The organism is Agrobacterium sp. ST15.16.024, from assembly GCF_027956545.1.
GTDB classification, from domain to species: Bacteria; Pseudomonadota; Alphaproteobacteria; order Rhizobiales; family Rhizobiaceae; genus Agrobacterium; species Agrobacterium cucumeris.
The window spans coordinates 439,357-454,945 of sequence record NZ_JAQKGO010000003.1; the positions used below are offsets into that span (position 1 = coordinate 439,357).

General features: G+C 60.1%; 14 protein-coding genes. 6 read left to right on the forward strand and 8 right to left on the reverse strand.

Annotation, left to right across the window (positions count from 1 at the left end; all coding sequences use genetic code 11):
- Positions 1-60: 60 nt before the first annotated feature.
- Entirely contained in the window at positions 61-267 is a 207-nt protein-coding gene (locus tag PL640_RS14045; RefSeq protein WP_161991263.1) for a DUF2735 domain-containing protein, read from the reverse strand.
- 480 nt (positions 268-747) lie between these two features.
- Here PL640_RS14045 and PL640_RS14050 point away from each other — a divergent pair, with 480 nt between their 5' ends.
- From PL640_RS14050 to PL640_RS14070, 5 genes are all read left to right on the forward strand, one after another.
- Positions 748-1,782, forward strand: coding sequence for a glutamine synthetase beta-grasp domain-containing protein (locus PL640_RS14050; RefSeq protein ID WP_142840517.1), 1,035 nt, complete (start codon positions 748-750; stop codon positions 1,780-1,782).
- 159 nt (positions 1,783-1,941) lie between these two features.
- The gene (locus tag PL640_RS14055; RefSeq protein WP_271362331.1) at positions 1,942-2,712 is read left to right on the forward strand and encodes an SDR family oxidoreductase; all 771 of its coding nucleotides are present in this window, start codon (positions 1,942-1,944) and stop codon (positions 2,710-2,712) included.
- A gap of 31 nt (positions 2,713-2,743) precedes the next feature.
- Positions 2,744-6,139 (forward strand): hybrid sensor histidine kinase/response regulator, encoded by a 3,396-nt coding sequence (locus PL640_RS14060; RefSeq protein WP_271362332.1) that lies wholly within the window; start codon positions 2,744-2,746, stop codon positions 6,137-6,139.
- Complete coding sequence (locus PL640_RS14065; protein ID WP_271362333.1) at positions 6,136-7,065, forward strand: response regulator; 930 nt, start codon at positions 6,136-6,138, stop codon at positions 7,063-7,065. The genes PL640_RS14060 and PL640_RS14065 overlap by 4 nt, the downstream gene beginning before the upstream one ends.
- Positions 7,066-7,334: 269 nt before the next feature.
- Complete coding sequence (locus PL640_RS14070; RefSeq protein ID WP_271362334.1) at positions 7,335-7,859, forward strand: AAA family ATPase; 525 nt, start codon at positions 7,335-7,337, stop codon at positions 7,857-7,859.
- 28 nt (positions 7,860-7,887) lie between these two features.
- Here PL640_RS14070 and PL640_RS14075 read toward each other — a convergent pair whose 3' ends face one another.
- From PL640_RS14075 to PL640_RS14105, 7 genes are all read right to left on the reverse strand, one after another.
- Positions 7,888-8,604: a polysaccharide deacetylase family protein gene (locus tag PL640_RS14075; RefSeq protein ID WP_271362335.1), complete on the reverse strand. Its 717-nt coding sequence runs from the start codon at positions 8,602-8,604 to the stop codon at positions 7,888-7,890.
- A gap of 144 nt (positions 8,605-8,748) precedes the next feature.
- Positions 8,749-9,867: a branched-chain amino acid ABC transporter substrate-binding protein gene (locus tag PL640_RS14080; protein WP_142840523.1), complete on the reverse strand. Its 1,119-nt coding sequence runs from the start codon at positions 9,865-9,867 to the stop codon at positions 8,749-8,751.
- A gap of 117 nt (positions 9,868-9,984) precedes the next feature.
- Positions 9,985-10,338 (reverse strand): DUF6867 family protein, encoded by a 354-nt coding sequence (locus PL640_RS14085; protein WP_142840524.1) that lies wholly within the window; start codon positions 10,336-10,338, stop codon positions 9,985-9,987.
- Positions 10,339-10,507: 169 nt separating this feature from the next.
- A complete protein-coding gene (locus tag PL640_RS14090; protein ID WP_046797799.1) occupies positions 10,508-11,236 on the reverse strand; it encodes an ABC transporter ATP-binding protein in 729 nt (242 codons plus the stop codon).
- The gene (locus tag PL640_RS14095; protein ID WP_271362336.1) at positions 11,236-12,126 is read right to left on the reverse strand and encodes an ABC transporter ATP-binding protein; all 891 of its coding nucleotides are present in this window, start codon (positions 12,124-12,126) and stop codon (positions 11,236-11,238) included. The genes PL640_RS14090 and PL640_RS14095 overlap by 1 nt, the downstream gene beginning before the upstream one ends.
- Entirely contained in the window at positions 12,126-13,523 is a 1,398-nt protein-coding gene (gene livM / locus PL640_RS14100; protein WP_271362337.1) for a high-affinity branched-chain amino acid ABC transporter permease LivM, read from the reverse strand. Before livM ends, PL640_RS14095 begins: the two co-directional genes overlap by 1 nt.
- Before the next feature lie 4 nt (positions 13,524-13,527).
- Positions 13,528-14,430, reverse strand: a complete 903-nt coding sequence (locus PL640_RS14105) for a branched-chain amino acid ABC transporter permease (protein WP_271362338.1) — start codon at positions 14,428-14,430, stop codon at positions 13,528-13,530.
- A gap of 333 nt (positions 14,431-14,763) precedes the next feature.
- Here PL640_RS14105 and cysQ point away from each other — a divergent pair, with 333 nt between their 5' ends.
- The gene (cysQ, locus tag PL640_RS14110; RefSeq protein WP_271362339.1) at positions 14,764-15,552 is read left to right on the forward strand and encodes a 3'(2'),5'-bisphosphate nucleotidase CysQ; all 789 of its coding nucleotides are present in this window, start codon (positions 14,764-14,766) and stop codon (positions 15,550-15,552) included.
- Positions 15,553-15,589: the final 37 nt, after the last annotated feature.

The following is a 15,589-nucleotide window of genomic DNA, read 5'->3' on the forward strand; positions in this document are numbered from 1 at the left end:
CCTTCTCCCCCTCGGGGAGAAGAAATGCGCGGCACCGTTTCACATCAGAGGTGCGACACTTCAGGAATGCGGCTTGCCGTCCCGCTCTTCGTCACGGATCGCGTCATCATGATACCAGGAGCCGAAATCCACATGCGGCTCGCGTGCCTGACGCTCAAGCTCGCTCAGCGCGCTATTGTGGAACTTGGAAAGCCCCGCGCGCCCGCCGACCGGGAATTGATAGATCGTTGCCGTCTCGCGATGAAAGCCAGTTGCCATTTCGACCATCTCACTCTGTTTGCATCGAAGCACTTTGGTTATGAAGCAAACCCGCAAAGACCGGATTCGCTCCGTTTGATTAAAAAAAAATCACGTTGCGAAAAATATAGGCATTAAACGGCCGATCAGCAAGAAAAACCATTCCGAGAGCGCCGGTTTTTGGGGCAAATGCCGATCCGTCGCGCGCAATTGAAATCATTGCACCGCAACAGGGCATTTCATGCCGGGACGCCGGCTATCTATCAGGATTCAATGATGAAACATGAGGGTTAAATTTGCCTTCCGCAGTGCAACAGGACCGGCTTCGCGCAATATCGCAGCCTTTGCGTTCCAGAGCCTCTGAAAGATTTTTCGAAGAATTTGCGAAACATCGCCAATCTGGCACGCGGCATGCATCTAAGGGGTCAGCCCTTGAACGCGAATGCGCTTCCGGCGGCGAAAGCCACGGAAGCCTCAAGGCTTCGCATTTTTACCTATGAGAGGTTCGTAATGACTAAGTTCAAACTCGAGTACATCTGGCTGGATGGATACAAGCCGGTCGCCAACCTGCGCGGCAAGACACAGGTCAAGGAATTCGACGAATTCCCGACACTCGAGCAGCTGCCGCTTTGGGGTTTTGATGGCTCCTCCACCCAGCAGGCTGAAGGCCATTCGTCGGATTGCGTACTGAAGCCCGTCGCGATCTACCCCGACCCGGCCCGCACCAACGGTGCGCTCGTCATGTGCGAAGTCATGATGCCCGATGGCGTCACCCCGCATGCCTCGAACAGCCGCGCCACCATCGTCGAGGACGAGGATGCATGGTTCGGTTTCGAACAGGAATATTTCTTCTACCAGGACGGCCGCCCGCTCGGCTTCCCGGAACAGGGTTACCCGGCTCCGCAGGGCCCGTATTACACCGGCGTCGGCTTCAAGAACGTCGGTTCGGTTGCCCGCGAAATCGTTGAAGAGCACCTCGATCTTTGCCTCGAAGCCGGCATCAACCACGAAGGCATCAACGCCGAAGTGGCCAAGGGCCAGTGGGAATTCCAGATTTTCGGCAAGGGCTCCAAGCGCGCCGCCGACCAGATCTGGATCGCCCGTTACCTGCTGCTGCGTCTGTGCGAACAGTACGGCATCGACGTCGAATTCCATTGCAAGCCGCTCGGCGATACCGACTGGAACGGCTCGGGCATGCACTGCAACTTCTCCACCAAGTTCATGCGTGAAGTTGGCGGCAAGGACTATTTCGAAGCCCTCATGGCTGCTTTCGCGAAGAACTGGCAGGAGCACATCGACGTTTACGGCCCGGACAACCATCTGCGCCTGACCGGCAAGCACGAAACCGCTCCGTGGAACAAGTTCTCCTATGGCGTGGCAGACCGTGGCGCCTCGATCCGCGTTCCGCATTCCTTCGTCAACAACGGTTACCGTGGTTACCTCGAAGACCGTCGCCCGAACTCGCAAGGCTGCCCCTACCAGATCGCTTCCGTCGTTCTGAAGACGATCGCAGAAGTGCCGCTCGCAAAGTCGGCCGCTGCCTGATAAGCCAAGACATGGCGTCGCCCGCAACCGGGCGACGCCATTTTTCTGTCCACCGAACGGCCGGGCCGGACGGGCGACCTTTCGCCCTCTGCCCCACGCGGCATATTCTTCCTTCGCGAACTCCAAGAAGTTTCGGCACGTCAAGCAAGAAGGTGAGCGATGGGCATTCTCCAGAAATTCTCTCTCGAAAACCGCACCGCCATCATCACCGGCAGCGGCCGCGGCCTCGGTTTTGAAATTGCCAGCGCCTTTGCCGAAGCGGGCGCCCATGTGTGGCTGACCGGCCGCAATGCCGAAACGCTGGAACAGGCGGTCGACACGCTGCGCAAGGTCGGTGGCAAGGCCGATTATGCCGCCTTCGATATCGCCGATACGGCCGCCGGCAGCGCCCTTGTCCGCCGCATCATGGAGAAGTTCGGCCATCTCGATATCCTCGTCAACAATGTCGGCGCGCGTGACCGCCGCCCGCTTGCCGAATTTACCGACGAAGACGTGCTGGAGTTGATCCGCACCGATCTCACCTCCTCCATCTCGCTGTCACGCGATGCGGCAGAGGCCATGAACACCAATGGTTACGGCCGCATCATCACCATCACCTCCATTCTCGGCCATATCGTCCGGCCGGGCGATGCCATCTATCCCGTCGCCAAACAGGGGCTGACCGGGCTGATGCGGGCGATCGCCGTGGAATATGGCGCGCGCGGCATCACCAGCAACGCCATCGCACCCGGCATGTTCGCCACCGAAACCAATGCCGCACTCTCCGAAAACCCTGAGATGGTGGCCTTCGCCAAGCTGCGCGTGCCGCTGGAGCGCTGGGGCCGGCCGGATGAGATTGCCGGTGCGGCCCTGTTTCTGGCCAGCGACGCGGCCTCCTTCGTCAACGGCCATGTGCTGACGGTGGATGGCGGCATGTCGGTGCGGCTGTGAGAGGGCATTTGCGGAAAGGCGCTCGATAGGCATGGCCGCACGGCAACGCATCATCCCCGTCAGGCGCGAATATAACCGCTGGGTCGCCAACCAGACGCTGGAAGATTATGCGCTGCGCTTCACCGCCAAGAGCGCCCGGCAATTTTCCTCCAACCGCATTTCCCACACCGCCATCGGCGCGATTTCCTTTCTGGCGCTGGAAGCCATCGGCGGGGCGATCACGCTCTCCTACGGCACCACCAACGCCTTTTACGCCATCCTCGCCGCCGCCATCGCCATGCTGGCCGTCGGCCTGCCGATCAGCCGTTATGCCATCCGCCATGGCGTCGATATCGATCTTCTGACGCGCGGCGCGAGCTTCGGTTATATCGGCTCCACCATCACCTCGCTCATCTACGCCGCCTTCACCTTCATGCTCTTCGCCATCGAAGCGTCGATCATGTCCGGCGCGCTGGAACTGGCACTCGGCATTCCCTTGTGGATCGGCTACATCATCTCGGCCGTCATGGTCATTCCGCTCGTCACCCATGGCGTGAGACTCATCAGCCGTTTCCAGATCATCACCCAGCCCTTCTGGATCGTCCTCAACATCCTGCCCTTCGTTTTCATCGCCCTGATGGACTGGGAAAAATACGATCTCTGGCGGGCCTTTGCCGGCATCCACCACGCCTCGGGGCCATCAGGGACGGTGGCGGATTTCAATCTGGTGGAATTCGGCGCGGCCTCGGCCGTCATTCTGGCGCTGATGTCGCAGATCGGCGAACAGGTGGATTTCCTGCGCTTCCTGCCGGCGGAAGGCCAGAGCCGCCTGCGCCACCGCATCGCCGTCTTTCTGGCCGGCGCCGGCTGGGTGGTCGTCGGCGTACCGAAGCTGCTGGCCGGCTCCTTCCTCGTGGTCTTGACCTTCAGCTCCGGCGTCTCGGTGGACCGCGCCGCCGATCCGGCGCAGATGTATCTCACCGCCTTCGGTTACATGATCCCCAACGAGACAGCGGCCATGCTGCTCATGGTCGCCTTCGTGGTCGTCTCGCAGTTGAAGATCAATGTGATGAATGCCTATGCGGGTTCGCTCGCCTGGTCGAACTTCTTCTCGCGGCTTACCCACAGCCACCCCGGCCGCGTCGTCTGGCTGGTCTTCAATGTGGCGATCGCGCTGCTTCTGATGGAACTCGGCATCTACCGGCTGCTGGAAGAAACGCTCGGCATCTTCTCCATCATCGCCATGGCGTGGCTCTGCACCATTTCAGCCGATCTCTTCATCAACAAGCCGCTTGGCCTTGCCCCGCCCGGCATCGAATTCAAGCGCGCCCATCTTTACGATATCAATCCCGTCGGCGTCGGCTCCATGGCGCTTTCAGCCACCATTGCGCTGATGGCGCATTTCGGCGCCTTCGGCCCACTTGCCGCATCGCTCGCGCCCTATCTGACGCTGATCGTCGCCTTCATCGCCTCGCCACTCATCGCCTGGGGCACGAAGGGCAAATTTTATCTCGCCCGCAAGCCGCGCCAGAAATGGCGGGAAGAAAGCAGCATCACCTGCTCCATCTGCGAACACCCGTTCGAGCCGGAGGATATGGCGTGGTGTCCGGCCTATGCCGCGCCGATCTGTTCGCTCTGCTGCTCGCTGGACAGCCGCTGCCACGACATGTGCAAGCCGAAGGCCAAACTGAATTATCAGGTCGCCACCGTCGCGAAATCCTTCCTGCCCGCACAACTGGTAGCAAAGCTCGCCACCCGGCTCGGGCGTTACGGCATGGCGGCGGCGATTGCCGTCACCGCCATCGGCGGCATATTGGCGATGATCGCCCATCAGGTCGGCACCGCCTCGCCGGCAACGGCCGATGTGGTGAACCGCACCATCCTCATCGTGTTTTTCGTCTTCGCCGTCATTGCCGGCATCGTCTGCTGGTTCCTCGTGCTTGCCCATGACAGCCGGGTGGTGGCGGAAGAGGAATCTTCCCGCCAGAACACGCTGCTGCTGAAGGAAATCGCCGCCCACAAGAAGACCGATGCCGCCCTTCAGGACGCCAAGGAAACCGCTGAGGCCGCCAACCGCGCCAAGAGCCGTTATGTCGTCGGCCTCAGCCACGAATTGCGCACGCCGCTCAACGCCGTTCTGGGTTATGCCCAGATTCTCGAACGCGACGACACCATCCCTCCGCCCCGGCAATCGGCGATCAAGGTCATCCGCCGCTCGGCCGATCACCTGTCGGGCCTGATCGACGGGCTTCTCGATATTTCCAAGATCGAGGCCGGCCGCCTGCAAGTCTATTCCAACGAGATCAATATCCAGGATTTCCTCGACCAGATCGTCGACATGTTCCGCCCGCAGGCGCAGGCCAAGGGGCTGGAATTCCGCCATGACCGGTCGCGGGCCCTGCCGCAATATGTCCGCACCGATGAAAAGCGGCTGCGCCAGATCCTCGTCAACCTCATCTCCAACGCCATCAAATTCACCGATGAGGGCGCCGTCACCTTCGATGTCGGTTATCGCAGCCAGGTGGCAAGCTTCACCATTTCAGATACCGGCCGTGGCATCGCACAGAAGGACCTCGCCCGCATCTACGAGCCCTTCCAGCGCGGCGAGGCAGAGAGCGTGCGGCCAATGCCGGGGCTCGGCCTTGGCCTCACCATCACACGGCTCCTGACCAACACACTCGGCGGCGAGATTTCCGTGTCGAGCGAAAAGGATGAGGGCTCCACCTTCCGCGTCCGCCTGATGCTGTCAGCCGTGCACCGGCCAAGCACGGCGCCTGCGCCGGAAAAGACCATCCGCTCCTATTCCGGCCCGCGCCGCACCATCGTCGTGGTTGACGACAATGAGGATCATCGCGAACTGATGCGGCAGGTGCTTTCACCGCTCGATTTTGTGGTGCTGACCGCCCAGAGCGGGCCGGAATGCCTGACGCTCATCGAAGGCGTGAAGCCCGATCTTTTCCTCATCGATATTTCCATGCCCGGCATGAGCGGCTGGCAGCTTGTGACGAAGCTGCGCGAGGCCGGCCAGACCGCCCCGCTTATCATGTTGTCAGCCAATATCGGCGATGGCACCGTGGCAGGCGCGGGCGAAGACAATCACAACGACGCCATCGCCAAGCCGGTCGATATCCGCCACCTTTGCGACAGGCTTGCCGTGCATCTCGGCCTGAAATGGATTTACGATACGGACATGCCCCCGGAACCCGCTCCGCAGCCGGTTGCACGGATCATCCATCCGGGCGCTATCCATATCAGGGATTTGCAGCAGCTCGGCGAAATCGGCTACATACGCGGCATTGAGGCGAAACTCGCCGATCTCGCCCGCAACACGGAAAACCTGCCCTTCACGCAGGAGCTTGGCACCTATGTGCAGGCCTTCGATCTGGCCGGTTACGCGCATTTTCTCAAACGGTTTGCGGATAAAGACACGGGAGATGGCAACCCATGAGCGCTCAGGCAACAGCGGCTCCAAGAGACATTGTCCTGCTGGTGGATGACAGCCCGGAAGCGCTCGGCTTCCTCACCGATGCGCTGGAACAGTCCGGCTTTTCGGCGCTGATCGCCACCTCGGGACAGGCCGCGCTCAACATTGCCGAACGCATCACGCCCGATATCATCCTGCTCGATGCCGTCATGCCTACCATGGACGGTTTCGAGACTTGCCGCCGCCTGAAGGCCAATGCGGCGGTGGCGCAGGTGCCTGTCATCTTCATGACCGGGCTGACCGAGACCGAACATGTGGTGCGGGCGCTTGAATCCGGCGGTGTCGATTATCTGACCAAGCCGATCAATATTGACGAGTTGCGCGCCCGCATCCGCGTGCATCTTTCCAATGCCCGCTCGGCCCAGAGCGCCCGCGTGGCGCTCGATGCCGCCGGCCGCCACCTGCTTGCCGTGCGCGCCAGCGGCGCCATCCACTGGTCCACACCGCAGGCAACCCGGCTCGTCAACGCCGCCACCGGCCGTGACGACGGAATGGAAACCGTCGTCATCCATATCGGCCGCTGGCTCGCAGAACGCGCGGCAGTGGAAACCGGTCGCGACGTGCCGCTGACGATCACCGAGGCCGGACGCCCTGCCCTGCAACTGTCTTTCCTCGGCGCCATGGGGCCGGATGAATTCCTCTTCCGCCTCACCGCCGCCAGCGAGAAATCCGACGACCACCTGCTGCGCGAGCATTTCTCCCTCACCGCGCGGGAATCGGAAGTGCTGCTGTGGATCGCGAAGGGCAAATCCAACCGCGATATCGGCGATATTCTCGGCCTTTCCGCGAGAACGGTGAACAAACATCTGGAACAGATCTATGTGAAGCTCGGCGTCGAAAACCGCGCGTCGGCGGCCGTCAAGGCGGCGCATGTTCTGCATCAGGGGTGAATTTCCTCGCGTGATGCGTTAGGCTGCTGCTGACATCCCGCGGAGCAGCCAATTCCGGACGAGCGGCGGCCACTTGTTTCTTCTCCCCGCCGGGGAGAAGTCCGCGGCAGCGGGATGAGGGGGCAAGCTCTCAGTTTATCGCTAGCGTTGCCCCCTCATCCGACCCTTCGGGCCACCTTCTCCCCCTCGGGGAGAAGAAACCAGCTCCACCGATTCTCCCCCAATTCCCCCGCTCCAACCCTTTATCCCCAACACAGGAACAAACACCCATGAACCGTTTCATCATCCTTTCCGGCTGCTCCGGCGGCGGCAAATCCACCCTGCTTGCCGAACTATTTCGGCGCGGTTTTGCCACCGTCGAGGAACCCGGCCGCCGTATCGTCATCGAAGAAACCCGTAACAACGGCACCGCCCTGCCGTGGATCGATATCGAAGCCTTCGCCCGCCGCGCCATCGCCATGGCACTCGAAGACTGGCAAACGGCGCCGCCGGATGGCCTCGTCTTCTTCGACCGTGGCCTGATTGACGCGGCCTCCGCGCTGCGCCATGTCAGCGGCGATGCCTTCATCGATACATTGCGCCATGCGCACCGCTACAACAGGCTGGTTTTCCTCACCCCGCCCTGGCCGGAAATCTACCGGGGCGATGATGAGCGCCGGCACGATTTCGATGCGGCGGTCGAGGAGTATGAGCGTCTGCTCCGTGACTATGACGCGCTTGGCTACGACATCGTCGTGCTCCCGAAATCGGGCATCGCAGAACGTGCAGATTTTATCCTGACGCGGATCAGCTGAACGGCACCTGCACGCAGCAACACTGGCCTCAGCGACTGTCCAGCAATTGCGAAACGGTGACGAACTCAAATCCGCGTTGGCGCAGACCGTCGATGATCAAGGGTAAGGCCTGCCGGGATATTTCGCGGCTTCGATACATGACATGCATGATGATGATCGAGCCATTTTGCGTTTGCTCGATCACATGTTTTGCAAAGGCAGCCGTGTCTCCGGCGACATCAGGAAACGATTCCGGCTCGATATCCCACATGATGGTTTTCCGCTCATGCCGGGAAAGATACCAGGGTAAAGTCAGCAGCTTCTTGCCATAGGGCGGGCGGAACATGATCTCGCCTTCGTAACCCGCCGCCCGAATGGCCGTATCGGTGCGCTCGATTTCCTCACCTATCCGCGCCGTCTCCATCAGCGTCATGTTGGAATGCGTGAAGCTGTGGTTGCCGACCTGATGTCCTTCGTCGACGATCATGCGCGCCTGCGGCAGGTTTTCTTCGGTCTCCCTGCCCGTCAGGAAAAAAGTCGCCTTCACTCCGCGTTCCCTGAGGACCGCCAGAACACCCTGCGTGAAGCCCGCCGAAGGTCCGTCATCGAATGTCAGCGCCACCAAGGGCTTTGCTGTTTCGACCCGCGCGATGATTGTTCCGAATGATTGCACCGTTCGAGATTTGCTGAAGAGATGCAGGCTGAAGAGCACCGCCGCCAGGGCAGCCAGACCAAGGAACAGAAACAAGGCCCGCTTTATCGTCATTGCTGCCCCTCATCGCAGTTTCGCGAGATGTTTGTTTCGCGCCTTGTTGTCTCCAGTGTGGCAGGCCGGGTGGGTAAGGTGCAGTCAAACAAACAAAAAAGCCCGGCATCGCTGCCGGGCTTCGATCGTGTATCGCAGAAAGGCTTAGCTGCCCTGCTGGACGTAGGTGAACTTGCCATCCGCGCCCTTCTTCCACTCGTACATGACGTAGCCGGGAAGCTTCGGGTCGCCCTTCTCGTCGAAGGAGATGTCACCGAGTGCAGTCGGGAAGGTGCCGGACTTCAGGGCCTCGGCAACCTTTTCCGGCTCAACGGAACCGGCGGCCTTTGCCGCGCCTGCGATCGACTGCAGGGCTGCATAGGAGTAGAGCGTGTAGGCTTCCGGGTTGAAGCCGGCGGCCTTGAACTTCTCGACCAGTTCCTTGTTTTCCGGGCGCAGCGTCGGATCGGGGCCGAAGGTGTTGAGCGTGCCTTCGACGGCGTCACCGGCGATGGAAGCCAGTTCGTTCGAGACGATGCCGTCACCCGAGATCAGCTTCGCCTTCAGGCCCTGATCGGCCGCCTGACGGATGATCAGACCGGCTTCGGTGTGCAGGCCACCCCAATAGATGACCGAAACGCCGGCTTCCTTCATCTTCGAGATCAGCGCCGAGAAGTCCTTGTCGCCGACATTGACGCCTTCATACATGACTTCCGTCAGGCCGGCGGCATTGGCCGCCTTCTTGGTTTCATCGGCAAGGCCCTGACCATAGGGGGTCTTGTCGTGAATGACGGCGATCTTGGCGTCCTTGAAGTGGTCGGCCAGATACTTGCCGGCAATGCCACCCTGCTGGTCGTCACGACCGCAGGTGCGGAAGGTGTTCCACAGGCCACGCTCGGTAAAGACCGGGTTGGTTGCAGCCGGCGTCACTTCGAGAATGCCGTTTTCGGCATAAACTTCGGAAGCCGGAATGGAAACGCCGGAGTTGAAGTGACCGATGACGAATTTCACGCCGTCGGCAACGAATTTATTGGCAACCGAAATACCCTGCTTCGGGTCGGATACGTCGTCGCCCAGCACGATCTTGATCTGCTCGCCATTGATGCCACCGGCGGCATTGATGTCTTTCGCAGCCTGTTCGGCACCCTTCTGGATCTGAGCGCCAAAAGCAGCGTTCGGGCCGGTCAGCGGTGCGCCGACAGCGATCACGACATCGGCCCAGGCCGAACCGCCGAAGGCGACCATGGCGGTCAGCGCGACAGCGGAAAGAAGAGACTTCTTCATTACTTTACTCCCAGTTCCTTGGATGGGTTGATTGCAAGGACCTGTTCGGTACCCACCTTAACCGAACAGAAACCGTTCCACTCTGACGAGCATTGTGCAGCCGGAAAAATCCGCCTGTCAATCTTTCTTCTTGTAGGAAAATGCCGACGTGCGATCGTAAAGCCAATAGTAGTTATTGACCATCTGGCTTGTCCGGCGCATGCGGAAACCGATGCTGGAAAAGACCAGAAGAAGAACGACGTCAAACACGTAATAAAAGCCGTTGATGAACGGCCCGTTGAAGAGCGCGTGATGCAGGAAGCGCATCACCAGCCCCAATGCCAGCGTATAGATCACCACACGCGTATAATCGCCCCAGCCATCGGCCACGGATTTCCCCGTACGCCACGCCGTCCAGAAACCCAGAAGAACAACCAGTGCGCGCAGAACATAACGCACGCCGCTATCCGTCTCGAAAAAAAGGCCCTGCATCTCTTTCCCCATCAGTGCCGGGCGAAAATGCCCAGGCCCTGCCTTGTCTGTCGTCCCGCCGTTTGCCGGTGGGCATTTTATTGTTTGCGTCCCGCCCTGATCCCGAAGAATTCGGCTGAACACCGTGTGCAGTTTTGCGCCGCAAAATTTGCGGCGCAAGTAAAATCTTTCAGTGCCGTCCGCCTTCCAGATAAGCGGCGCGCACCTGCGGATCGGCCAGCAGTTCCTTGCCCGAACCGCTCATCGTCACCTTGCCGTTGACCATCACGTAAGCGCGGTCGGAAAGCTTCAGCGCGGCAAAGGCGTTCTGCTCCACCAGGAAGACGGTCAGCCCTTCCTCCTGGTTGAGTTTCTTGATCGCCTCGAAGATGCCCTTGACGATCAGCGGCGCGAGACCCAGCGACGGTTCGTCGAGCAGCAAAAGCTTCGGCCGTGCCATCAGCGCGCGGCCGATGGAGAGCATCTGCTGCTCGCCGCCAGAAAGCGTACCGCCGCGCTGGCTCTGGCGTTCCTTCAGGCGCGGGAACATCACGAAGATCTTCTCGACGTCTTCCTTGAAATATTTCAGGTTGTCGAGATTGGCGCCCATCTGCAGGTTTTCCAGCACCGTCATGCGCGGAAAAATCCGCCGGCCTTCGGGCGACTGGGCAATGCGCTTGCGGGCGATCAGGTGCGTCGGCAGCTGGGTAATGTCCTCGCCGTCGAAGATCACCTGGCCGGCACGGGCCTGCGGGCTGCCGCAGATGGTCATCATCAGCGTCGACTTGCCGGCGCCATTGGCGCCGATCAGGCTGACGATTTCACCCTTGTTGACTTCGACATCGACACCGGCCAGAGCCCGGATATTGCCATAATAGGTTTCGACACCCTGGACTTTCAGAAGCGGTTCACCGGACATCAGGCCGCTCCTCCGTCGAGTTCTTCCGCAATCACGTCTTCCACTTCATCATCCTCGACACCCAGATAGGCGGCGATGACCTTGGGGTCGTTCTTCACATGGTCCGGCGTGCCGTCGGAAATCTTCTGGCCATATTCCAGAACCACCACATGGTCGGAAATCTGCATCACCACGGACATGTCATGCTCGATGAGGAGCAGCGACGTGCCTTCATCGCGGATGCCGCGCAGCAGCGTGTTGAGCGCCAGCGATTCCTTCGGGTTGAGACCGGCGGCCGGCTCATCGAGGCACAGCAGCTCCGGCCCCGTGCACATGGCGCGGGCGATTTCCAGACGACGCTGTGCGCCATAGGGCAGATCACCGGCCGGGTCGTCGGCGCGGTCGGTCAGATCGGCCTTGTCCAGCCAGTACTTGGCTTTGTCGATCGAGCTCGCAACCGCCTTTTTATAGGCCGGCAGGCCGAGGAGACCGAGAATGGTGTAACCCGAGGCCTTCATCAGCGCATTGTGCTGCGCCACCAGGAGGTTTTCCAGAACCGTGAGGCCCGAAAACAGCCGGATGTTCTGGAAGGTGCGCGCCACCTTGGCTTTCTTGGTGATTTCGAAATCCGGCAGGCGCTCCAGCAGATGCGCCTCGCCACTTTGCTGGCGCATGGTGATCATGCCCATCGTCGGCTTGTAGAAGCCGGTGATGCAGTTGAAAACCGTGGTCTTTCCAGCGCCGTTGGGGCCGATCAGCGCGGTGATCTCACCGCGCTTTGCCTCGAAGGAGAAGTCGTTGATGGCCATCAGGCCGCCGAACTTCATCGAGAGATGTTCGACCTTGAGGATCGTGTCGCCGGTCGTATTGCCAGTCGCATTGGATGTCATGTTCATCGTTCCGGAAGCCATCAACCGTGACCTTCCTTGGTAAAGCTGCCGGACACGGCCTTGCGTTCCTTGAGGAAGGCCGTGGGTTCACGCGAGCCGACGAAGCCACGCGGCTTGAACAGCATGACGATGACCATGGCGAGGCCGAACAGCAGCATACGATAGAGTTCCGGCGTGAAATCAGGCCCGAAGATGTGCTTCAGGAATTCCATTTCGCGCAGAAGCTCCGTGCCGCCGACCATGACGAGGGCGGCAATGGCAATACCGGTCAGCGAGCCCATGCCGCCAAGCACGACGATGGCGAGGATGACCGCGGATTCGAGGAAGACGAAGCTTTCCGGCGACACGAAACCCTGACGCGCGGCGAAGAACGAACCGGCGAAACCGCCGAACATCGCGCCCGTCGCAAAGGCGGTGAGCTTGGTGATGACGGTATCGATGCCGAGCGAACGGCAGGCGATTTCGTCCTCACGCAACGCTTCCCAGGCACGGCCGATCGGCATGCGGCGCAGCTTGATCGTGACGTACGCCGTCAGCATGCACAGAAGCAGGATCACATAGAACAGGAAGATCTTGTAATAGGCCGATGACATCGACAGGCCAAACGCCTTGGCGAAGTTGTTCGGCGCACCGACATCGAAGGACCAGATGCCGAAGACGGAAGCCTTGGCGATGCCGGAAATACCGAATGTGCCCCTCGTCACATCTGTCCAGTTCAGTAAGACGAGACGGATGATTTCACCAAAGGCGAGCGTGACGATCGCCAGATAGTCGCCGCGAAGTCTCAGAACCGGGAAACCGAGGATGATGCCCCAGAAGCCGGCAAGAATGCCGGCAAGCGGCAGAAGCACCCAGAAGGACAGGCCGAACTGGCTGGACAGCAGCGCGTAGGAATAAGCACCGACCGCATAAAAGGCCACGTAGCCAAGATCGAGCAGGCCGGCCAGCCCGACGACGATGTTGAGACCCCAGGCCAGCATCACATAGATAAGGATCTGGATGCCGAAATTGTCCACGAACTTCAGCGAACCCTGAAAACCGAACAATTGCACGGCGATAACGGGGTAAAGCAGCAGCAGAACCAGCGCCAGCTTGAGGAAGTGCTTATGGAAAAAGCCCTTGTTCTCGGAGATTTCCAGAATGCCGGTTTTTGCCTTGGCAAGCCTGCGGCGATCCATCGACGGCTTGAAGAAGCCGACCACAAGGAAACGGCCAACGGCGGCGACGGCGACGAAGATCGCCAGCAACCCCCAGCGGGTGCCCCAGATCAGCTGGTTGTTGATATCCTGATAGGTGATGATGCCGATATAGAGAATGAACATGCCGAACGAGACGACGCCGGCAATCAGCCCCTCCTTCACCGCCGTTGCCATCAGGCTCGGGCTGGAAGCGGCATTTTCGGAAGCGATATTGGTCATGGGATCACACCTTCTCGACTTCCGGACGACCGAGAATACCGGTCGGCTTGAAGATCAGCACAAAAGCCAGGATGCCGAATGCCGCGACATCCTTGTAGGCTATGGAGAAATAGGCCGACCACAGCGATTCGATGAGGCCGATCAACAGGCCGCCGAGAACGGCGCCTGGCAGCGAACCGATACCGCCGAGAACGGCCGCGGTGAAGGCCTTGACGCCGGGAACGAAACCGTCACTGAACGAAGCCACGCCATAATACATCAGATACATCGTACCGGCGACGGCAGCCAGCGCCGCGCCCATGATGAAGGTGATGGAGATCGTCCTGTCGACATCAACGCCGAGCAGGGCGGCCATCTTGCGGTCCTGCTCGGTGGCGCGCTGCGCCCGGCCGAGCGGGGTCTTGTTGACGATGTACCAGAAGGCGAACAGCAGCACCGAAGTAACGACCATGATGATCAGCTGCTTAAGCGATACGGTGATGGCGCCGAAATGATAGCTTTCCGTCACCATGGACGGGATCGGCTTGTTGCGCGGACCCTGGGTGACCTGGATGAAGTTGGACAGCGCGATAGACATGCCGATGGCGGTGATCAGCGGTGCAAGACGGAATGAGCCGCGCAGAGGCCGGTAGGCGACGCGCTCGATCACCCAGTTCCACAGGCCGGTCATCAGCATGGCGACGATCATCATCAGAAGCAGAAGAAGCGCCACCGGAATGCCGGCGAAAAATGATGTTGCAATCAAAAAAACGATCAACGCGGCAAAGCCGCCAAGCATGAAAATATCGCCATGGGCAAAGTTGATCATGCCGATAATGCCATAAACCATCGTATAGCCGATAGCGATGAGGCCATAGATCGATCCAAGAGTCAGCCCGTTGATGAGCTGCTGGATAAAATACTCCATGTCTTTCCCCCGGGTATGGCCTCAAATGGGCCACGCCTCGTTATGTTAATTATTGGGGGAACCCCTGCGAGTATCCCCACTCCCAAAATGCATATCGTGTTCGTTAAAAATGTGAAGTCAAAAACGGGCGATCCTGCACAAAATTTGGAATTTCCACATGGACTGCCCTTTTCCCGGTCAAAAGAGCCATGATTTTGGCAGGAAGTGCTGAAAAAATGATGCCGGAATGCTTATTTTAGTCTTGTCTACCGCCATTATTTGACGGGCGACGGGCAAAGGAGTAGCGACATTGAGGATCGAAAGATCCCGGCACGGGATGGCAACGGCAAAGAGATGATCGACATATTGACGAAAGCGGCGCTGGACGCCGGGCAGGCAATCATGGCGGTCCATCGCGCCGGCCCGCACGTGTCTTACAAGGATGACTGCTCGCCGGTGACCGAGGCCGATCAACGCGCCGAAACGATCATTCTTGCGGCGCTGGCCGCGCATTTTCCAGACATTCCCGTGATCGCCGAAGAGGCTGTCTCAAACGGCATCCTGCCGGAGACCGGCATGGAGTTCTTCCTCGTTGATCCGCTTGATGGAACCAAGGAATTCATCTCCGGCAAGGACGACTTCACCGTCAACATCGCGCTTATCCGCAACGGCGCTCCGGTTGCCGGCGTGGTTTATGCCCCCTGCCGTGGGCAGGCATGGACGGGTGAAGGCAACAAGGCCGAAAAGCTCGCTATTTCCGGCGAGGGAGCGATCCTGTCGCGCCACCCCATCCGTGCACGCCAGCGCGGCGCAGCACCCGTGGCGCTGATCAGCCGCTCGCATTGCACGGCGAAGACGGAAGCCTTCGTGGCCGAACACGGGCTGAAAGACTGCATTTCCGTCGGCTCCTCGCTGAAATTCTGCCTGCTGGCCGAAGGTGCCGCCGATATCTACCCCCGCTTCAGCCGCACCATGATGTGGGACACAGCCGCCGGCGACGCCGTGCTGCGCGCTGCCGGCGGGCGAACGCTCGATTGCGAAGGCCGGCTGCTTGCCTATGCGGTGAGGGGCGATGGCGAGGATGCGCTGGCCAATCCGGATTTTATTGCTGAAGGCGCGATGGCGGTGGAGATCGCGGGGTAGGGCGGCGAGGAGCAACGAGACTCCTCCTGGTGATTGG

What these genes read in the sequence shown, in the direction of transcription:
- PL640_RS14045 (WP_161991263.1), bottom strand. Translation starts at nt 267, where the DNA reads ATGGTCGAAATGGCAACTGGCTTTCATCGCGAGACGGCAACGATCTAT.
- PL640_RS14050 (WP_142840517.1), top strand. Translation starts at nt 748, where the DNA reads ATGACTAAGTTCAAACTCGAGTACATCTGGCTGGATGGATACAAGCCG.
- PL640_RS14055 (WP_271362331.1), top strand. Translation starts at nt 1,942, where the DNA reads ATGGGCATTCTCCAGAAATTCTCTCTCGAAAACCGCACCGCCATCATC.
- PL640_RS14060 (WP_271362332.1), top strand. Translation starts at nt 2,744, where the DNA reads ATGGCCGCACGGCAACGCATCATCCCCGTCAGGCGCGAATATAACCGC.
- PL640_RS14065 (WP_271362333.1), top strand. Translation starts at nt 6,136, where the DNA reads ATGAGCGCTCAGGCAACAGCGGCTCCAAGAGACATTGTCCTGCTGGTG.
- PL640_RS14070 (WP_271362334.1), top strand. Translation starts at nt 7,335, where the DNA reads ATGAACCGTTTCATCATCCTTTCCGGCTGCTCCGGCGGCGGCAAATCC.
- PL640_RS14075 (WP_271362335.1), bottom strand. Translation starts at nt 8,604, where the DNA reads ATGACGATAAAGCGGGCCTTGTTTCTGTTCCTTGGTCTGGCTGCCCTG.
- PL640_RS14080 (WP_142840523.1), bottom strand. Translation starts at nt 9,867, where the DNA reads ATGAAGAAGTCTCTTCTTTCCGCTGTCGCGCTGACCGCCATGGTCGCC.
- PL640_RS14085 (WP_142840524.1), bottom strand. Translation starts at nt 10,338, where the DNA reads ATGCAGGGCCTTTTTTTCGAGACGGATAGCGGCGTGCGTTATGTTCTG.
- PL640_RS14090 (WP_046797799.1), bottom strand. Translation starts at nt 11,236, where the DNA reads ATGTCCGGTGAACCGCTTCTGAAAGTCCAGGGTGTCGAAACCTATTAT.
- PL640_RS14095 (WP_271362336.1), bottom strand. Translation starts at nt 12,126, where the DNA reads ATGGCTTCCGGAACGATGAACATGACATCCAATGCGACTGGCAATACG.
- livM (WP_271362337.1), bottom strand. Translation starts at nt 13,523, where the DNA reads ATGACCAATATCGCTTCCGAAAATGCCGCTTCCAGCCCGAGCCTGATG.
- PL640_RS14105 (WP_271362338.1), bottom strand. Translation starts at nt 14,430, where the DNA reads ATGGAGTATTTTATCCAGCAGCTCATCAACGGGCTGACTCTTGGATCG.
- cysQ (WP_271362339.1), top strand. Translation starts at nt 14,764, where the DNA reads ATGATCGACATATTGACGAAAGCGGCGCTGGACGCCGGGCAGGCAATC.